Here is a 14,731-nt window from a genome sequence, read left to right on the forward strand (position 1 = left end):
CCTCGCACTCGCTGATCAGCAGTTGCTCAAGTACGGTGCCTACATGCGCGAACTCGTTTACCCACCGGTGATCAAGACGGCTCTCGGCGTGTTCAAGGCCCTGAACATCAGGATCCGTCTGGAGGGGACCGACCACATCCCCAGTACCGGTGGTGCGGTGCTCGTCAGCAACCACGTCAGTTACCTCGACTTCATCTTCGCGGGCCTGGCCGCGCACCCGGCGGGCCGGCTGGTGCGGTTCATGGCGAAGAAGGAGATCTTCGACAACCGGATCGGCGGGCCGCTGATGCGCGGCATGCACCACATCCCGGTGGACCGCGACGCGGGCGCCTCCTCCTACGCGGCGGCGCTCAAGGCGCTGCGGGGCGGGGAGATCGTCGGGGTGTTCGCCGAGGCCACGATCAGCCGCTCGTTCACGGTGAAGGAGATCAAGAGCGGCGCGGTGCGGATGGCGGTGGCGTCCAAGACGCCGCTCATCCCGGTCGCGCTCTGGGGCCCGCAGCGGATGTGGACCAAGGGCCGCAAGCGCCGGCTCCTCCAGCGCAACGTGCCGGTGACGATCATCGTCGGCGAGCCCATGTACCCCAAGCGCGGTGACGACTACGAGCAGGTCACCCGGGATCTGCACGCCCGCATGGCGGAGCTGCTGGAGAAGGCGCAGCGCGAGTACACCGACGTCCCGCGCTCGGACGAGACGTGGTGGCAGCCCGCCTACCTCGGCGGCACGGCGCCGACGCCGGAGGAGGCCGAGAAGCTCGACCTGGAAGAGGCCGAGGCGCGCAAGGCCGCCCACGCGGAGCGCGAGGCCGGGGAGGGCGGCGGCTCCTGACGCGCGCCGGGCCCTGACGCGGGCCCCGGCCCCGCGGTGAGCGCCGACTGACTTGCGGCGCGTCCGGCTAATTCGGTGGACGCGGCGCGCCGCCGGGCGTGATCATCAGTGTCATGACCATGTCGCGGGAGAGGCCGCAGGAGGTCCTGCATCTGATCGACCCCCGGGAAGGCACCGACGCGCCGGAGCCCGCGCTGCCCGTGGTCTTCAACCTGTCCGACAACAACTCCCCCGCCGACGTGATGGACGTGCTGTCGCTGCGCCCGTTCGCGTCCGGGGAGCAGCCCTGGTCGCGGTCGACGCGGCTGGAGAACGTCCGGACGGAGGCGCCGCTGCGCCCGGGCGACGCCAGGCTCGTGCGGGTCGCGCACGAGAAGGGCAAGGAGTCGGTGCTGGCCGAGGGCGACGGCTGGACGCTGCTGAGCAACCGGTGGAAGAGCGGCATCGCCTACATCGCGGTGTCCGCCGTGACCGACGAGCTGGCCGAGACCGTCCTCGCGGCGTCGGTGAAGGACGCGACCGAGCCGCCGAAGGTGGACGAGACCAGCGTCGAGATGGGCTTCTGGCACATGGGGGCGCACGGCCCCGTCCGCAGCGAGCGCGCCATCACGGCCGACTCCTGGGAGGACATCCGGCGCAACTACACCGCGCCGGTCGCCGAGGCGCTCGACGCGGTGATGAAGCTCACCCGCGAGGAGGTCTCCGGACGGCTGCTGCTCCTGCACGGCCCGCCCGGCACCGGCAAGACCACCGCGCTGCGCGCCCTCGCCCGCTCCTGGAACGACTGGTGCCAGTCCGACTGCGTCCTGGACCCCGAGGCCCTGTTCGGCACGCCCAGCTACCTGATGGAGGTCGCGGTCGGCGACGACGAGGACGAGAACCGCCGCTGGCGGCTGCTCATCCTGGAGGACTGCGACGAGCTGATCCGCGGCGAGGCCAAGCAGTCGACGGGCCAGGGCCTGTCGCGGCTGCTGAACCTCACCGACGGGATGCTCGGCCAGGGCCGGGACGTGCTGGTGGCCATCACCACCAACGAGGACCTCGCCATGCTGCACCCGGCGGTGGTCCGCCCCGGCCGCTGCCTCGCCCAGATCGAGGTGGGCCGGCTCACCCGCGCGGAGTCGCTCTCCTGGCTGGACGGCACGGACGTCCCCGGCGCGGAGATCGGCGCCGACGGCGCGACGCTCGCCGAGCTCGCCGCACTGCGCAAGGGCGAGAAGCGTCCCGACGGTCAGGACGCCCCCGCCACCGCCACCGGCTTCTACCTCTAGGCCGCCTCCCGCCCTAGGACGCCTTCCGCAGGGCCTGCTCGATGTCGGCCCAGAGGTCGTCCGGGTGTTCGAGGCCGACGGCCAGGCGCACCGTCCCCTCGCCGATGCCGGCGGCGGCGAGGGACGCGGCGTCCAGCTGGCGGTGGGACGTGCTGGCCGGGTGCATGACCAGGGTCGCGATGTCGCCGAGCGAGGGGCCCAGCGAGACCAGCTCGACGGCCTCGGAGAAGGTCCGGCCCGCGTCCCGGCCGCCGGCGAGCTCGAAGGCCAGGACGCCGCCGGCGCCGTCCGGCAGCAGCCGCCGGGCGAGCTCGTGCTGCGGGTGGTCCTCCAGCCCCGGGTAGTGGACGCGGGTGACCGACGGGTGGCCGGCCAGGCGGCGCGCGATGTCGAGGGCGGACTCGCTCTGCCTGGCCACGCGCAGCGGCATCGTGGCGAGGCCCCGGACGGTCAGCCAGGAGGCGAACGGGTCGGGGGTGGAGCCCAGCTCGACGGCGTGCTCCCAGACCCGCCGGTGGACGGACGCGTCGGCGAAGACGGCGGCGCCGCCGATGGTGTCGCCGTGCCCGCCGAGGTACTTCGTCGTGGAGTGGACGACGATGTCGGCCCCGTGCTCGATGGGCCTGCACAGGAGCGGGACGAAGGTGTTGTCGACGACGGTCAGCACGCCCGTCCCGCGGACGGCCTCGGTGAACGCGGGCAGGTCCGTCACGTGGGTGGTGGGGTTGGCGACCGTCTCCAGGTAGAGGATCCTCGTCGTACCGCGCAGCGCGTCCCGTACCTCGGCAGGGTCGTCGCCGGAGACGAACGTGACCTCGACGCCCCAGCGTGCGGCGAGGTCCTGGAGCAGCGCGTGGGTTCCGCCGTAGAGGGCGGCCTGCGCGACGACGTGGTCGCCGCTGCGGAGCAGTCCCGTCAGCACCGCGTTGACCGCGCCCATGCCGGACCCGGTGGCGAGCGTCCCGGAGCCGCCTTCGAGTTCGGTGAGCGACTGCTCCAGGGCGCGGACGGTCGGGTTGGCCATCCGGGCGTAGAAGAACGCCTCGTCGGGGCCCTGGAACGCGGCGGCGAGCGCGTCGGAGGCGTCGAAGGAGAACAGGTGCCCCTGGTAGATCGGGACGCCGAGCGGGCGGCTGCCCTCGGGGACGATCACGGGCGGGTGGACGGCTCGGGTCTGCGGGTGATGTGCGGTCATGCTCCCAGCGTGCGGCGGGAACGGCGCCGCGGGAACGGCCAATCGCGACCAGTGGCCCGGTGCGCCCCCGACTCGTGCTCGCACCGCGCCGGACCACCGGCCCGGCCGAAGGCGCCGCGTCCCCGGCCGGCCGGTACCGTCTCGCCGCCGGCCCGCCCACCCCGCAGGGGCGAACCGGCGGTCGAGGCCGTCCGGTCGGGGAGTGGTAACGGCGTCCTCGACCGGAGACACGATCATCGCCCGCGGAGGGGCCCGCCCGCCATCCGGGGGAGCACTGGCATCCGGCGGGTGCTTGTACGTACCCGCCGCCCTCGCCACCGCGCGGTCCTGCGCGGTACTACGGGGCAGCCCGGGTGAACAGCCGCCGGTACACGCGCCGCAGACCGTGGAGATCACTGACAGGCTCGGCGAACGGGAGCCGCACGTCGAACGACGACGGCGCGTCCGGCGGCGGCGCGGAGCAGCGCAGCCACATACCGTACCGGTCGAGCCCGAGCGGGCGGACCGGTCCGGGCGGGACCGACTCCGGCAGCAGGCGCGGCAGCTCGGCGCGGTGGGCGGAGTCCAGGTGCGTCAGGATGCCCGCCTCGACGGTGACGAACGGGTCGGGCGCGGCGTCGGCGTACTCCTCGGGCTCCAGGGTGTCGCTCCCCCAGGCGTCGGCGACCTCGACCTGGGCGGCTTCGAGGGCGAGGATCGTCCATTCGCGCCGGCCGTCCCGCCCGGCGCCGAGGTCGAGCAGTTCGGGACGCGGGTGCACGTGCGAGAGGCGCAGCGCGGCGGCGCCCAGTTCGCCCTCGGGGATCTCGCTCAGCCAGCCGTGCAGCCGGGCCCGGCCCCGGACGCGGTCCGGCAGCGGCACCGGCGCGACGTCGGAGATCTGCAGCGTGGCGGGCACGTCGTCCTCGCCGGTCAGGGCCGCCGCGACCGGCGCGTCCGCCCGGACGAGCAGCAGCGGCCTGCCGTCCCGGTCGGTCGTGTGCGCCGGGACGGGGGCGCAGGGAACGCCCGGCGCGACGAGCACGCCGTCCGCGACGCCGTAGGCGAGGGTCCGCGCGCGTTCCGCCGCCGTGGGGCCCTGGATGGTCTGCCTGGACTGCGTGGTCTCCGCTCGCGGCACCGTGCCTCCTTGACGTTTCAGGTTAGGCTTACCTAACTTAGGCTTACCTAACCATCAAGGAGCGTGATGAACAACCCCCGTCCCAAGGTGCGTCTCTCGCGGGCCCTCGGCATCCCGCTGACGCCGAAGAGCGTGAAGTACTTCGAGGCCCGCCCCTACCCGCCCGGCGTCCACGGCCGCGCCCGCAAGCAGGAGAGCGACTACAAGGTCCGGCTCCGCGAGAAGCAGCGGCTCCGCGCGCAGTACGACATCCGCGAGGCGCAGCTCCGCAACGCCTTCGACAAGGCCGCCCGGACGGGCGGCAAGACCGGCGAGGCCCTGCTCGTCGACCTCGAACGCCGGCTGGACGCGCTCGTCCTGCGCGCCGGGTTCGCCCGGACGATCTACCAGGCCCGCCAGTTCGTCGTGCACCGCCACGTGCTGGTGAACGGCGGCCGCGTGGACCGCCCGTCCTACCGGCTGCGGCCCGGAGACGTCATCACGGTCGCCGAGCGGAGCCGCGCGATGGTCCCGTTCCAGGTCGCGGCCGCCGGCGGGCACGCCGCCGAGGTCCCGCCCTACCTGGAGGTCCGGCACGACGCGCTCGCCGCCCGGCTCGCCCGGCTGCCCGAGCGCGCCGAGATCCCCGTCGTCTGCGACGAGCAGCTCGTCGTCGAGCACTACTCCCGCTAGACGGCGTGCCGGACGCCGCAGCGGCGCTCCAGCTCGCGGCCCGCGATCCGCTCCAGGCCCGACGCCGCGCCCAGCAGCGCGCCGAACTCGTGCACCAGCGCGTCCGGGACGGCCGTGCCCTGCCCGTCCTGCTCCGTCACGATCGACATGCCCCCGCCTGCGTCCCTCGGCCCCGTTCATCGGCATAACGCGCGAGCGCCCCGCACGGCTTCCGTACGGGGCGCTCGCGCGGGACCTCCCGGGCTCAGTTCTCGGGCTTGCCGCTGTTCTCCGTCGAAGGCGACTTCGACGCGCCGCCGCTCGGAACGGCCGGCAGCTGGTTCTGCTGGTTCTGGTTCTGGTCGTTGGTGCCCGACGCGTACTGCTTGGTGACCTTCCACGTCCCGTCGATCTTGGCGAGGGCGAGGCGGAGCAGCGTCGCGGGGGCGGCGGTCGCGCCGTCCTTGGTCCGGACGTCGATGTCGACCATGACGACGGCCGTGGCGAACCTGCCGTCCACGCTGCCCACGAAGACCTGGTTCGTCTTGGACGTCAGCGACAGCTCGGGATTGCTCTTGAACGTCTGGCCGAGGCTGGGGAGCGTGGTGCTCTTGAAGCTCTCCAGCAGGTCGCCGCCCATGAGCTTCTGGGCCTTGTCCATCTGCGCCTGGTAGTTCTGCGCGTTGTAGTTGAGCGCCACGTCGCCGTAGGCGGACGCGACCTTGCTCACCGCGTCCCTCTCGTCCTGCTCGGACGACAGGGAGCTCGCGCTCGTCCACTGCCAGATCGCCAGGCTCGCCAGCAGCGCCACCAGGACGACCACCACGACCGCCTGCACCATGCCGAGACCGAAGATCCCCGGCCGGGCCTGCGAGGCCGCCGCCGTGCTCGGGCGGGCCGAGGCCTTCTTCGGCGCCTCGACCTCCTCCTCCGCCTCGTCCTCCGGCGGTTCGAGACGGGTCGGGCGCGGCCTGGGCCTGGCGACCGGCTTGGCGGGGGCCTTGGCGACGGGCTTCGCCGCCGGCTCGGCCGGAGCCTCCTCGTCCTCGGCGTCGAGCGCCTCCAGGACCTCGTCGAGGTCCTCGTCGTCGATGACCTCGATGACCCGCACCCGGCGCTTGCGCTTGGCGGCGGGCCGGGCGGGCCGCTCCTCGGGCGCCTCCTCGGCGGACTCGGTCTCGATCGCCTCGGTCTCCTCGGGCGCCTCCTCGGCCGGGACCGCCTCGACCTGGTCGGACCCGCCCTTGGTGGTCTTGGCTGTCACTTCGGATACTCCTCGGGTTGGGGTCAGTCCTTGTCCCGACGCAGTCGGGAAAGGCGGGACACCACGGGCACCGAGCCCATCATGACCCTGATCAGCACCAGAAGGGCGATGATCGGGGGAACGTACACCAGCCAGATCGGCGGTCCGCCGGAAGAGTCGCTCTCGTTCGCGGCCTTCCTGGCCTGCACGTTCCGCTGGAGGGCGGGATCGTGGGTGGGGATCGTCTCGCCCGGGTCCTTCGCCTTGTAGGGCTTCTGCCTGGTCGTCGCCGGGGTGCGTCCGCCGGGGCAGGTCGGGATCCGGTTCACCGCGGGCTGCGCGCGCGGGTACTTGTACTCCAGCGCGGCGATCCTCTTCAGCGTGACCTGGAAGACGACGTTCAGCACGGGCCGGCCCTGGTCGGTTCCGATCACGTTGTCCAGGACGACCTTGAGCTGCGGCGCCAGCGCGAGCGTCCTGCGCAGGTCGTTGAGGTAGTTGGGGTCGTAGGTCCCGATGCCCAGGTTGCCGAGCATGTCCACGGTGCAGCCGAAGTCGGGACCGGTCCTGTCGAGCAGGTCGTTGACGGTGGCGAGCAGGCCGGGACCGCGGTCGCGCAGCTCGGCGATCTGCCCGCGGACCTGGCTGAGCGCGGCGGTGAGGGCGGCGAGGTTGTCGATCCCCGCGCCGAGCGAACCGCGGTTCTGGTTCAGCACGTGGGTGATGCGGCCGAGGTCGTTGGTCAGCCCGTCGAGCAGCTCGGTGTTCTGCGCGAACGTCTGGGTGAGGTCGTCGCCGCCGTTGACGATCTGGCGGAGGGAGTCCTCGCGCCCGGCCCATCCGGCGGCCAGCTCCTGGGTGAGCACCTTGGCGTCGTCGGGGTCGATCGCCTTCAGGGTGTCGATGACGGCGCCGAAGAGGTCGCCGTACTTCGGCGGGACCTTCGTCTGCGACACCGGGATCACGGTGCCGGGCTTCATCGGCGGGGCGCCGGCCCTCCCGGACCCCGGCGTCAGCTCGACCACCGGCTCGCCCACCGCGGACTTGCGGGCCGCGGCGGCGGTGACCCCCTGCGGGATCTTCACGCCGCGCTCCATGTCCAGCCGGACGACGACCTTGTCCTTCTCCAGCCGGACCGAGTCGATCTTGCCGACCCGCAGGCCGAGGTAGTCGACCTCGAAGTTCGGGTGCAGGCCCGGCGAGGACTCGAACTCCACGGTGATGTGGTAGGGCCGGTCGATGAAGTCGAAGCGGACGACGTTGTTGAACGCCCACACGACCATCACCGCGGCGAGCACGCCGAACGCCGCCAGGTTGATCGTCAGCCGACTGTTCATCCGCGCGGCTCCAGGATCTTGTCGAGGTCCGGCAGGGCGCCCTGGAGCTGCTTGGGGATTTCCGGCGACTTGGCCTTCTTCTTCTTCGGGCTCTGGCTGAGGCCCGGGAAGATCGGCGTCCCGTCCGGCCAGACGATCCGCAGCAGCGGGTACAGCAGCAGCTGGCCGTCATAGGTGGCCCGCGGCAGCTTGTCGGTGAACTCGACCAGGCCGTCCACCAGCCCCGTGAGCCGCTTGCGGTTGTCGCCGAGCTGCTGCAGGACGGGGTCGAGGTCGCGCAGCAGCGCGCGGAACCGCTGGATGCGCCCCTCCAGCACCTTGTCGTTCAGCTCGCGCGCCGTCGTGGTGAGCTTGTCGACCATCTGGATGATCTTGTGCTTGTCCTGGTCGAGCAGCCGGGTGGTGCGTTCGAGCTGCTCGGGCGTCTCGTTCAGGGCGTCGCTGCCCTTGGCGAGGGACCGGCCGAGGCGGGCGAAGCGGTCGACCGACTCGCCGAGCTCGCGGCGCTGCTCGGCGAAGATCTTCAGCAGCGCGCCCGCCTGCGCGATCGTCTTGTTGAGCTTCTGCCCGTTGCCGTCCAGGGCGGTGGCGCCCGCGTTGACGACCGTCGCGACGTCGTCCCCTGCCAGGGCCTGGATCAGCGGCCCGGCCTGCCCGACGACCTGCTCGAACGCCGGCTGGACGCTGGTGTCGGTGATCGCCGTGCCGGTGGCCAGGTACGGGCCGCGGTCCATGTTCGCGCCGGGCGGCATCTGCAGGTCCACGTAGTTCTCGCCGAGCAGCGAGGTCACCTTGATCTCCGCCCGGGTGCCCTGCGGGATCTTGACGCCGTCCTCGATGGCCAGCGTCGCCTTCGACCGGTAGCCGGCGAGCTCGACCTTCGTGACGGTGCCGATCGTGATGTCGGACATCTTCACGCTGTGCCCCGCGACGAGGCCCTGCGCGTCGTCGAACGTGGCGGTCAGCTTCAGGCCGCCCTTCGGCGCGCCCGCCGTCTGGTAGGAGCAGCCGGAGACGGCCAGGGCCGCGGCGGCGACGAGCACCAGCAGCAGCCTGCCGCCGGCGGCCGCGCGGCGCCGTCCCGTGATGACGAGCCTGCCCATCAGTTGCCTCCGTTCTGCCAGGGACAGTTGGAGTTGGGTGCGGGCAGCGGGCATTCGACGTCGTCGCTGTTCATCAGGCCCTTGAGCCAGGTCCGCAGGAACGCGTCCGTGGCGAACCGGATCTGCAGGGACTTGTTCTTCGGGTTGTAGCCGCCGATGAGCGCGTCGCTGATGCCGGGCAGCACCCGGATGAGCTGCGCCAGCTCCCTGGCGTTGCCCTTGAGGATCAGGGCCGTCCGGGTGAGGACCGCCAGGTCGTAGGGCAGGTTCCCCTTGTACTTGCGCAGCAGCTTGTCGCCGTTCTTCGCCAGCTCCAGGATGCCGCTGATCAGCTGCTGCAGCTCGCCCCGCTCGGAGCTCAGCACCTGGCTCGCGGTGCCGAAGTCGCGGATCATCGTGCCGAGGATCTGCTCGCGCCCGCGCACCACCCCGGCGAGCCGGCTGAGGTTCTGCGCGACCTCGATGAGCTCCTTGTCCTGCCCGGCGACGTTCTCCACGAGGCGGGCGCTCTGCTCCAGGGTCGCGTTGAACTCCTTGCCGTTGCCCTTCACCGTGTCGGCGGCCGTGCCGAGCGCGCTCTGCATCTTGGTCGGGTCGAGCGCGTTGGCCAGGTTGGTGAACGAGCTGAGCGCGTCGTCCACCTCGACCGGCACGTGGGTGCGCTCGATCGGGATGACGTCCGCGGTCTCCTTGGCCTCCCCCGGCTTCCACGCCGGGTGCAGGACGAGGTTGCGCTCGCCGATCAGGTTCAGCGGGACGATCGAGGCCTGCACGCCCTTCGGCAGCGGGACGTCCCGGCGCAGATGGAAGGTGACCTTCACCCGGTCGCCCTGGTTCTCCACCTTGTCGACCAGCCCCACGTCGGCGCCCATCACCTTGACCTTGGACTCCTTGTAGAAGGAGCGGGCCTTCGGGACGTAGACGACCATGGTGCGCTCGCCGCCCGCGGACGGGGCGAGCGAGCAGCCGCCGAGCGAGGCGGCCATGGCGAGGCCGAGCGCGACGGCCGTGCCGCGCAGCCGGCCGCGGCCGGGGCCTTCGGGGGGCCGTCCCCCCGTGCCGTCGCCGCTCATCAGTTGCCTCCCTGCGGTCGCCGCGTGGAGATCGGACCGGGCGGCTGCAGCGGGCCGAGCCCGGTGAGCAGGCCCTCGATGTACCGGCCGTTGCCCTTGAGGTTGGCGACCTGCTGGAACGTCGGGCCGAGCAGCGAGAAGTCGGCGTTCAGCGCGTCCATGTTGGGCGCGAGCCGGGTCGTCAGCAGGTGCAGGTTGTCCAGCAGGGTGTCGAGCTCCTTCTGGTTCCTGGAGATCACGTTGGAAAGCGTCCGGACGGTCCGGCTGCCCTGCCCGATCGCCGCGGCCAGCTCGTTGCGGCGCCGGACGAGCGACTGCAGCAGCAATTGGCTCGCGTCGATGATCTGGCGCAGCTCCCGGTCCTTGCCCGCCAGCGTCCCGGTGATCGTCTTGCTGTTCTCGATCAGCCGCTGGATCTCGGGGTAGGAGTCGTTCAGCGTCCGGGACAGCTCCTGGACGTTGACCAGGATGCGGCGCAGCTTCACCGCCCCCGGCGACTCGATCTCGTTGATCTCGGTGAGCAGCTTGTCGACGCTGCGCTGGTCGAGCTTGCCGACGATGTTCTGCGCGCTCTCCAGGGCCTCCGGCACGGTGAACGGGACGCTGGTGCGCGCCAGCGGTATCCGCCGCCGCGACTCCGGCACGTCCGCCAGGTAGGGCTTGGAGACCGGGCCGGACAGCCGCAGGTACCGGCCGCCGAGCAGGGTCGTCGTCTGGATCTCGGCGCGGGTCTTCGGGCCGAGGTCGATGCCCGCGTTCACGTGCCAGGAGACGATGACCCTGCCGTGGGCGAAGTCGGGCTCCACGGAGGTGATCCGGCCGGACTTGACCCCGGCGACCCGCACGTCCTGGCCCTTCTTCAGCCCGGCGGTGTCGCTGAACTCCCCGCTCATCGTGTAGCCGCGGTCGAGCAGGTGCAGCTGGCCGAGGGCGAACGCGAACACGCAGCCCGCGCCGAGCGCGGCCAGGGTGACGATCGCGACGATCTTGTGGTTGACGTCGCGCAGCGACTTCAGCGCCATCAGCCGCCACCCCCCAGCAGCATCTTCCTGAGCTTGGCGAGGTCGTCCTTGGCGGGCTGCCCCGTGCCGGGCGCCTTCGGCAGCTCCATCGGGAACGGGCAGGGGCCCTGCACGACGTTCAGGCAGAGCGCGTTGGTGCGCAGGTAGTGGCCGCCGTTCGCGGACGCGAACAGCTGCCGGAGGGTCAGCGGAAGCTGCTGCACCATCTTCTCCAGCTGGTCGACGTTCAGCCGGAACGTCTCGCTGAACCTGCCGAGGTTGGCGATGATGCGGGCGAGCTGCGCGTCGTTGCCGCCGAGCACCTGGTTGAGGTTGGTGGTGACGCCCGCGACCTCCACGACCGCGCTCTCCAGCAGCTTGCGGTTGCTCGCGAAGACCCGGGTCAGCGACTCCAGGTTGTCGGCGCTGGCGGCGATCTGCCGGTCCCGGGTGGCGATCGCGTCGCTCACCGTCTCGTAGTCGTCGATCATCCCCTTGATCGTTTTCTTCCGGGCCGCGAACGTCTGCAGCAGCATGTCCAGGTTCTCGGTCAGCAGCGAGATGCTCTGCTCGTTGCCGTCCAGCGCCTGGGAGAAGGCGAACAGGATCTTGTTGAGCTGGTTCGGGTCCAGGTTGCGGGTGAGCGGGCCGAGGCTGTTGACGATGTCGCCGAGGTCCACCACCGACCTGGTGTGCGGGACGCGGTCGCCGTCGCCCAGCCTGCCCGGGCTCGACCCGGGCTCCAGGTAGACGACCCGCTGCCCCATCACGTTGCGCCAGCGGATCGCGGCGGTGGAGTCGGAGGGCAGCCGGACCTCCTTGTCGACGGCCATCTTCACCACGGCCTTGCCGCGCACCACCTTGACGCTCTCGACCTGGCCGACGGGCGTGCCCGCCACCTTCACGTCGTCGCCCTCCAGGAGGCCGGTGACATCGTCGAACGTGGCGGACAGCCGGTAGCGGGACTTGAAGCTCGTGCCGAGGATCTGCTGGCCGATGTAGAACGTGAGCAGCCCGGTCAGCACCACGAACACCAGGAACTTCAGGATCGTGGAGTACTCGGGCCCGCGCGCGGTCTTGCCGCGCAGCAGCGGGCTCACGGCCGCGTCCCCGTCGCCGTGCGGCCCTGCCCGCCCCGCCCGCCGCCCGCGCCGGGCAGCGGCACGTCGAACGCGGTCGCCTTGGGCTTGACCGCGCAGACGTCGATGAGGATCTGGCAGATGTCCAGCGGGAGGTCGTCGCGTGCCTGGGCGATCAGGGTGCCCTCCGGGCCGGGGATGCGGATGATCTGCGCCAGCAGGCCGAAGAACCCGGTCAGGCTGTCCAGCAGCACCGGGACGTTGCGGCGCTGCCCGTTGAACACCCGCACGACCCGGCCGCCCGAGTCGATGATCCTGCCGAGGTTGCGGCCGTGCTGCTCCAGGTTCGCGCCGACCGTCTGGCCGAGCCGCGTCGACTCGTCCAGCAGCTGGGTGACCTTGTCGGGTCGCTCGTTGACGACCTGGGAGAGCCGGTTGAAGTCCCCGGCGAACCGGGTGAGGGTGTCGCCGCGCGACTCCAGCGTCCCGGACAGGCCGTTGATGTCGTTCAGCAGCGACTGGATCGCGGCCCGGTCCTTGTAGGTCGCGTCGACGACGATCGCGCCGTTGTCGATCGTCCGGCGCAGCGCCGGCCCCTGCCCGGAGAGCCCGGCGCCGAACGTGTGCAGGAGGGTCGCCACGTCGTCGGGGTTGATCGCCTGCGTGAGCCGGTAGGTGGGCCAGGCCGTGTCCGACAGCTCCTTCGGGTCGTTGGTCTTCGCGATCCGCCCGCCGTCCTTCAGGTAGGGGCCGGTCAGCTCGTGCGCGCCGAGGTCGAGGGCGAGGTCCTTCGGGCCGAACACCGAGACCGGCTCGACCGTCGCGACGGCCGTGTCGGCCACCCTGACGCCCTTGTCGACCCGGAGCCGGACGGTGACCCCGCCGTTGCGGTCGAGCTTGACCTTCTCGACCGCGCCGACCGCGATCCCGCGGACCTTCACGTCGGACTTGCCGGGGTCGAGGCCCTGCCCGGCGCGGCCGAACGTCGCGTCGTAGTAGGTGGAGCCCGCGTGGGACGGCGTGGAGCCGATCGCGACGAACGCCGCGGCCGCCGCGATGACGCCGGCGCCGACCAGCCCGAAGGCCGTCCGGGAGCGGCTGGACATCGATTCGTCGCTCATCCGGTCAGCCTCACCGTGCCGCCGTGGCCCCAGAAGATGTACGACAGGACCAGGTTCATCAGGATCATCAGGATGGTCGACTCCCGGATGGCGCGGCCGGCGGCGACGCCGACGCCGACCGGCCCGCCCGCCGCGTAGTAGCCGCGGTAGCAGTGGATGAACATGATGATGAAGGCGAACACCGCGACCTTGATGACGCTGTAGAACACGTCGATCGGCGGCAGGTAGAGGTGGAAGTAGTAGTCGTAGATGCCGGGTGAGAGGCCGAAGTACTGGATCGTGATGAACCTCGTGGCGAAGAACGCCATGAACAGCGAGACCAGGTACAGCGGCACCAGCGCGATGACGCCCGCGGCGACCCGGGTGCACACCAGGTAGGCCAGCGAGTTGATGCCCATGACCTCCAGCGCGTCGATCTCCTCCGAGATCCGCATCGCGCCGATCTCGGCGGTGAACCCGGTGCCGACCTGCGCGACCAGCGCGACGCCCGCGATGATCGGGGTGACCTCGCGGACGTTGGAGTAGCTCGCGACCAGTCCGGTGAACGCCTCGGCGCCGATGCGCTCCAGCCCGGGGTAGCCCTGGAGGCCGACCATGGCGCCGGTGGCGAGCGACATCGTCGCGATCACGAAGATCATGCCGCCGCCGATGACGAGCGCGCCCACGCCGACGGTGATGTCGCTGACCTGCTTGGCGAGGGTCTTGCCGTACTTGCGGCGGATGATGATGTCGACCAGGAGGTGGTACAGGACCCGGCCGAGGAACACCGGCAGGTCGGCCGACGCGGCGAGGCCCGCGGTGCGGCCCCTGACGGCGCGGCCCAGCTTGCGGACGGGGAATATGGCGACCATCAGAACCTCGGGGGGAAGAGGACCTGGTAGATCATGGTGAGGATGTAGTTCGTCGCGAACACCACGATCGAGGTGACGACCACGGCCCGGTTCACCGCGCGGCCGACGCCCACGGGTCCGTAGTCGCAGTTCATGCCCATGTAGCAGGCGACCGCGGCGGCGATGAATCCGAACACCCACGCCTTGAACAGCGTGATCATCAGGTCCGAGAACTGCAGCAGGGTGGTGGCGCCGTCGAAGAACGCGCCCGGGCTGACGCCCTGCTGGATGACGTTGAAGTAGTACCCGCCGATGACGCCCGCGAGGATCACCACCGAGCAGAGCAGTCCGGACACCATGCTCGCCGCCCACAGCCTGGGGGTGACCAGGCGGTGGATCGGGTTGATGCCCATGACCTCCATCGCCGCGAGTTCGTCGCGGATGTTGCGGGCCCCCATGTCGGCGGTGATGGCCGACCCGCCCACGCCGGAGACCAGCAGCGCCGCGGCCAGCGGCGCCACCTGCTGGATCATCGCCGCGGTGAGCAGCGCCCCGGTGCCCGACTGCGCGCCGAGCTGCCGGGCGATGTCGCCCACCTGGAGCGAGATGGTCGCGCCGAGCGGCACGGCGATGAGCATGACCGGCACGCTCGTGACGCGTGCGAGGAACCAGCACTGCTCGACGAATTCGCCCCACCACTGGCGCAGGTCCCAGGTGCGGCGCAGCCCTTCGAGCAGGGTCACGCACAGCAGCCCGGTCTCGTCGAGTGCTCTCCCGACGCGTCTGCGTGCCAGGTCCGGGGCCTTGGTCAGGCTCAGGGCCATCAGCCGGTGCCCTCCCCCGGGGCGGGGTCGAGAAGGGTCACTCCAGCCTCCTTC

General features: G+C 71.3%; 15 protein-coding genes. 3 read left to right on the top strand and 12 right to left on the bottom strand.

The features are described from left to right. Positions 1-43 precede the first annotated feature (43 nt). Positions 44-829: a lysophospholipid acyltransferase family protein gene (locus CHC11_RS02810; protein ID WP_089310289.1), complete on the top strand. Its 786-nt coding sequence runs from the start codon at positions 44-46 to the stop codon at positions 827-829. Between the two features lie 113 nt (positions 830-942). After that, positions 943-2,100, top strand: coding sequence for a DUF5925 domain-containing protein (locus CHC11_RS02815; protein WP_342749946.1), 1,158 nt, complete (start codon positions 943-945; stop codon positions 2,098-2,100). A gap of 13 nt (positions 2,101-2,113) precedes the next feature. Here CHC11_RS02815 and CHC11_RS02820 read toward each other — a convergent pair whose 3' ends face one another. Beyond that, the gene (locus CHC11_RS02820; RefSeq protein WP_089309954.1) at positions 2,114-3,295 is read right to left on the bottom strand and encodes a trans-sulfuration enzyme family protein; all 1,182 of its coding nucleotides are present in this window, start codon (positions 3,293-3,295) and stop codon (positions 2,114-2,116) included. 337 nt (positions 3,296-3,632) lie between these two features. Further along, a complete protein-coding gene (locus CHC11_RS02825) occupies positions 3,633-4,415 on the bottom strand; it encodes a DUF2470 domain-containing protein (protein WP_089309955.1) in 783 nt (260 codons plus the stop codon). Between the two features lie 66 nt (positions 4,416-4,481). Between CHC11_RS02825 and rpsD the strand changes: the two genes are divergently transcribed. After that, positions 4,482-5,087, top strand: a complete 606-nt coding sequence (gene rpsD, locus CHC11_RS02830) for a 30S ribosomal protein S4 (protein ID WP_089309956.1) — start codon at positions 4,482-4,484, stop codon at positions 5,085-5,087. Here the strand turns inward: rpsD and CHC11_RS41035 are convergent. The 10 genes from CHC11_RS41035 to CHC11_RS02875 all read right to left on the bottom strand — a co-directional run bounded on the left by CHC11_RS41035 (position 5,084) and on the right by CHC11_RS02875 (position 14,677). Next, positions 5,084-5,236, bottom strand: a complete 153-nt coding sequence (locus CHC11_RS41035; protein WP_179278612.1) for a hypothetical protein — start codon at positions 5,234-5,236, stop codon at positions 5,084-5,086. The two genes, rpsD and CHC11_RS41035, sit on opposite strands and share 4 nt — an antisense overlap. 95 nt (positions 5,237-5,331) lie before the next feature. Further along, a complete protein-coding gene (locus CHC11_RS02835) occupies positions 5,332-6,330 on the bottom strand; it encodes a hypothetical protein (RefSeq protein ID WP_089309957.1) in 999 nt (332 codons plus the stop codon). A gap of 23 nt (positions 6,331-6,353) precedes the next feature. Beyond that, positions 6,354-7,646, bottom strand: a complete 1,293-nt coding sequence (locus tag CHC11_RS02840) for an MCE family protein (RefSeq protein ID WP_089309958.1) — start codon at positions 7,644-7,646, stop codon at positions 6,354-6,356. Further along, positions 7,643-8,749 (bottom strand): MCE family protein, encoded by a 1,107-nt coding sequence (locus tag CHC11_RS02845; RefSeq protein ID WP_089309959.1) that lies wholly within the window; start codon positions 8,747-8,749, stop codon positions 7,643-7,645. The genes CHC11_RS02840 and CHC11_RS02845 overlap by 4 nt, the downstream gene beginning before the upstream one ends. Then, positions 8,749-9,822, bottom strand: coding sequence for an MCE family protein (locus CHC11_RS02850; protein ID WP_089309960.1), 1,074 nt, complete (start codon positions 9,820-9,822; stop codon positions 8,749-8,751). Before CHC11_RS02850 ends, CHC11_RS02845 begins: the two co-directional genes overlap by 1 nt. Then, entirely contained in the window at positions 9,822-10,844 is a 1,023-nt protein-coding gene (locus tag CHC11_RS02855) for an MCE family protein (protein ID WP_089309961.1), read from the bottom strand. Before CHC11_RS02855 ends, CHC11_RS02850 begins: the two co-directional genes overlap by 1 nt. After that, a complete protein-coding gene (locus tag CHC11_RS02860) occupies positions 10,844-11,923 on the bottom strand; it encodes an MCE family protein (protein ID WP_245918673.1) in 1,080 nt (359 codons plus the stop codon). The genes CHC11_RS02855 and CHC11_RS02860 overlap by 1 nt, the downstream gene beginning before the upstream one ends. Continuing rightward, positions 11,920-13,023: an MlaD family protein gene (locus CHC11_RS02865; protein ID WP_089309962.1), complete on the bottom strand. Its 1,104-nt coding sequence runs from the start codon at positions 13,021-13,023 to the stop codon at positions 11,920-11,922. Before CHC11_RS02865 ends, CHC11_RS02860 begins: the two co-directional genes overlap by 4 nt. Continuing rightward, positions 13,020-13,874: an ABC transporter permease gene (locus tag CHC11_RS02870; RefSeq protein WP_089309963.1), complete on the bottom strand. Its 855-nt coding sequence runs from the start codon at positions 13,872-13,874 to the stop codon at positions 13,020-13,022. The genes CHC11_RS02865 and CHC11_RS02870 overlap by 4 nt, the downstream gene beginning before the upstream one ends. After that, on the bottom strand, positions 13,874-14,677 hold the full coding sequence (locus tag CHC11_RS02875; RefSeq protein ID WP_089309964.1) for an MlaE family ABC transporter permease: 804 nt from the start codon (positions 14,675-14,677) through the stop codon (positions 13,874-13,876). The genes CHC11_RS02870 and CHC11_RS02875 overlap by 1 nt, the downstream gene beginning before the upstream one ends. Positions 14,678-14,731: the final 54 nt, after the last annotated feature.

Origin of the sequence: Actinomadura mexicana (genome assembly GCF_900188105.1) — a bacterium.
GTDB lineage: Bacteria > Actinomycetota > Actinomycetes > Streptosporangiales > Streptosporangiaceae > Spirillospora > Spirillospora mexicana.

Bases quoted from the DNA above. Each gene is read 5' to 3' on its own strand.
- CHC11_RS02810 (WP_089310289.1), top strand. From the start codon at position 44: ATGCGCGAACTCGTTTACCCACCGGTGATCAAGACGGCTCTCGGCGTG.
- CHC11_RS02815 (WP_342749946.1), top strand. From the start codon at position 943: ATGACCATGTCGCGGGAGAGGCCGCAGGAGGTCCTGCATCTGATCGAC.
- CHC11_RS02820 (WP_089309954.1), bottom strand. From the start codon at position 3,295: ATGACCGCACATCACCCGCAGACCCGAGCCGTCCACCCGCCCGTGATC.
- rpsD (WP_089309956.1), top strand. From the start codon at position 4,482: ATGAACAACCCCCGTCCCAAGGTGCGTCTCTCGCGGGCCCTCGGCATC.
- CHC11_RS41035 (WP_179278612.1), bottom strand. From the start codon at position 5,236: ATGTCGATCGTGACGGAGCAGGACGGGCAGGGCACGGCCGTCCCGGAC.
- CHC11_RS02840 (WP_089309958.1), bottom strand. From the start codon at position 7,646: ATGAACAGTCGGCTGACGATCAACCTGGCGGCGTTCGGCGTGCTCGCC.
- CHC11_RS02845 (WP_089309959.1), bottom strand. From the start codon at position 8,749: ATGGGCAGGCTCGTCATCACGGGACGGCGCCGCGCGGCCGCCGGCGGC.
- CHC11_RS02850 (WP_089309960.1), bottom strand. From the start codon at position 9,822: ATGAGCGGCGACGGCACGGGGGGACGGCCCCCCGAAGGCCCCGGCCGC.
- CHC11_RS02855 (WP_089309961.1), bottom strand. From the start codon at position 10,844: ATGGCGCTGAAGTCGCTGCGCGACGTCAACCACAAGATCGTCGCGATC.
- CHC11_RS02865 (WP_089309962.1), bottom strand. From the start codon at position 13,023: ATGAGCGACGAATCGATGTCCAGCCGCTCCCGGACGGCCTTCGGGCTG.
- CHC11_RS02870 (WP_089309963.1), bottom strand. From the start codon at position 13,874: ATGGTCGCCATATTCCCCGTCCGCAAGCTGGGCCGCGCCGTCAGGGGC.
- CHC11_RS02875 (WP_089309964.1), bottom strand. From the start codon at position 14,677: ATGGCCCTGAGCCTGACCAAGGCCCCGGACCTGGCACGCAGACGCGTC.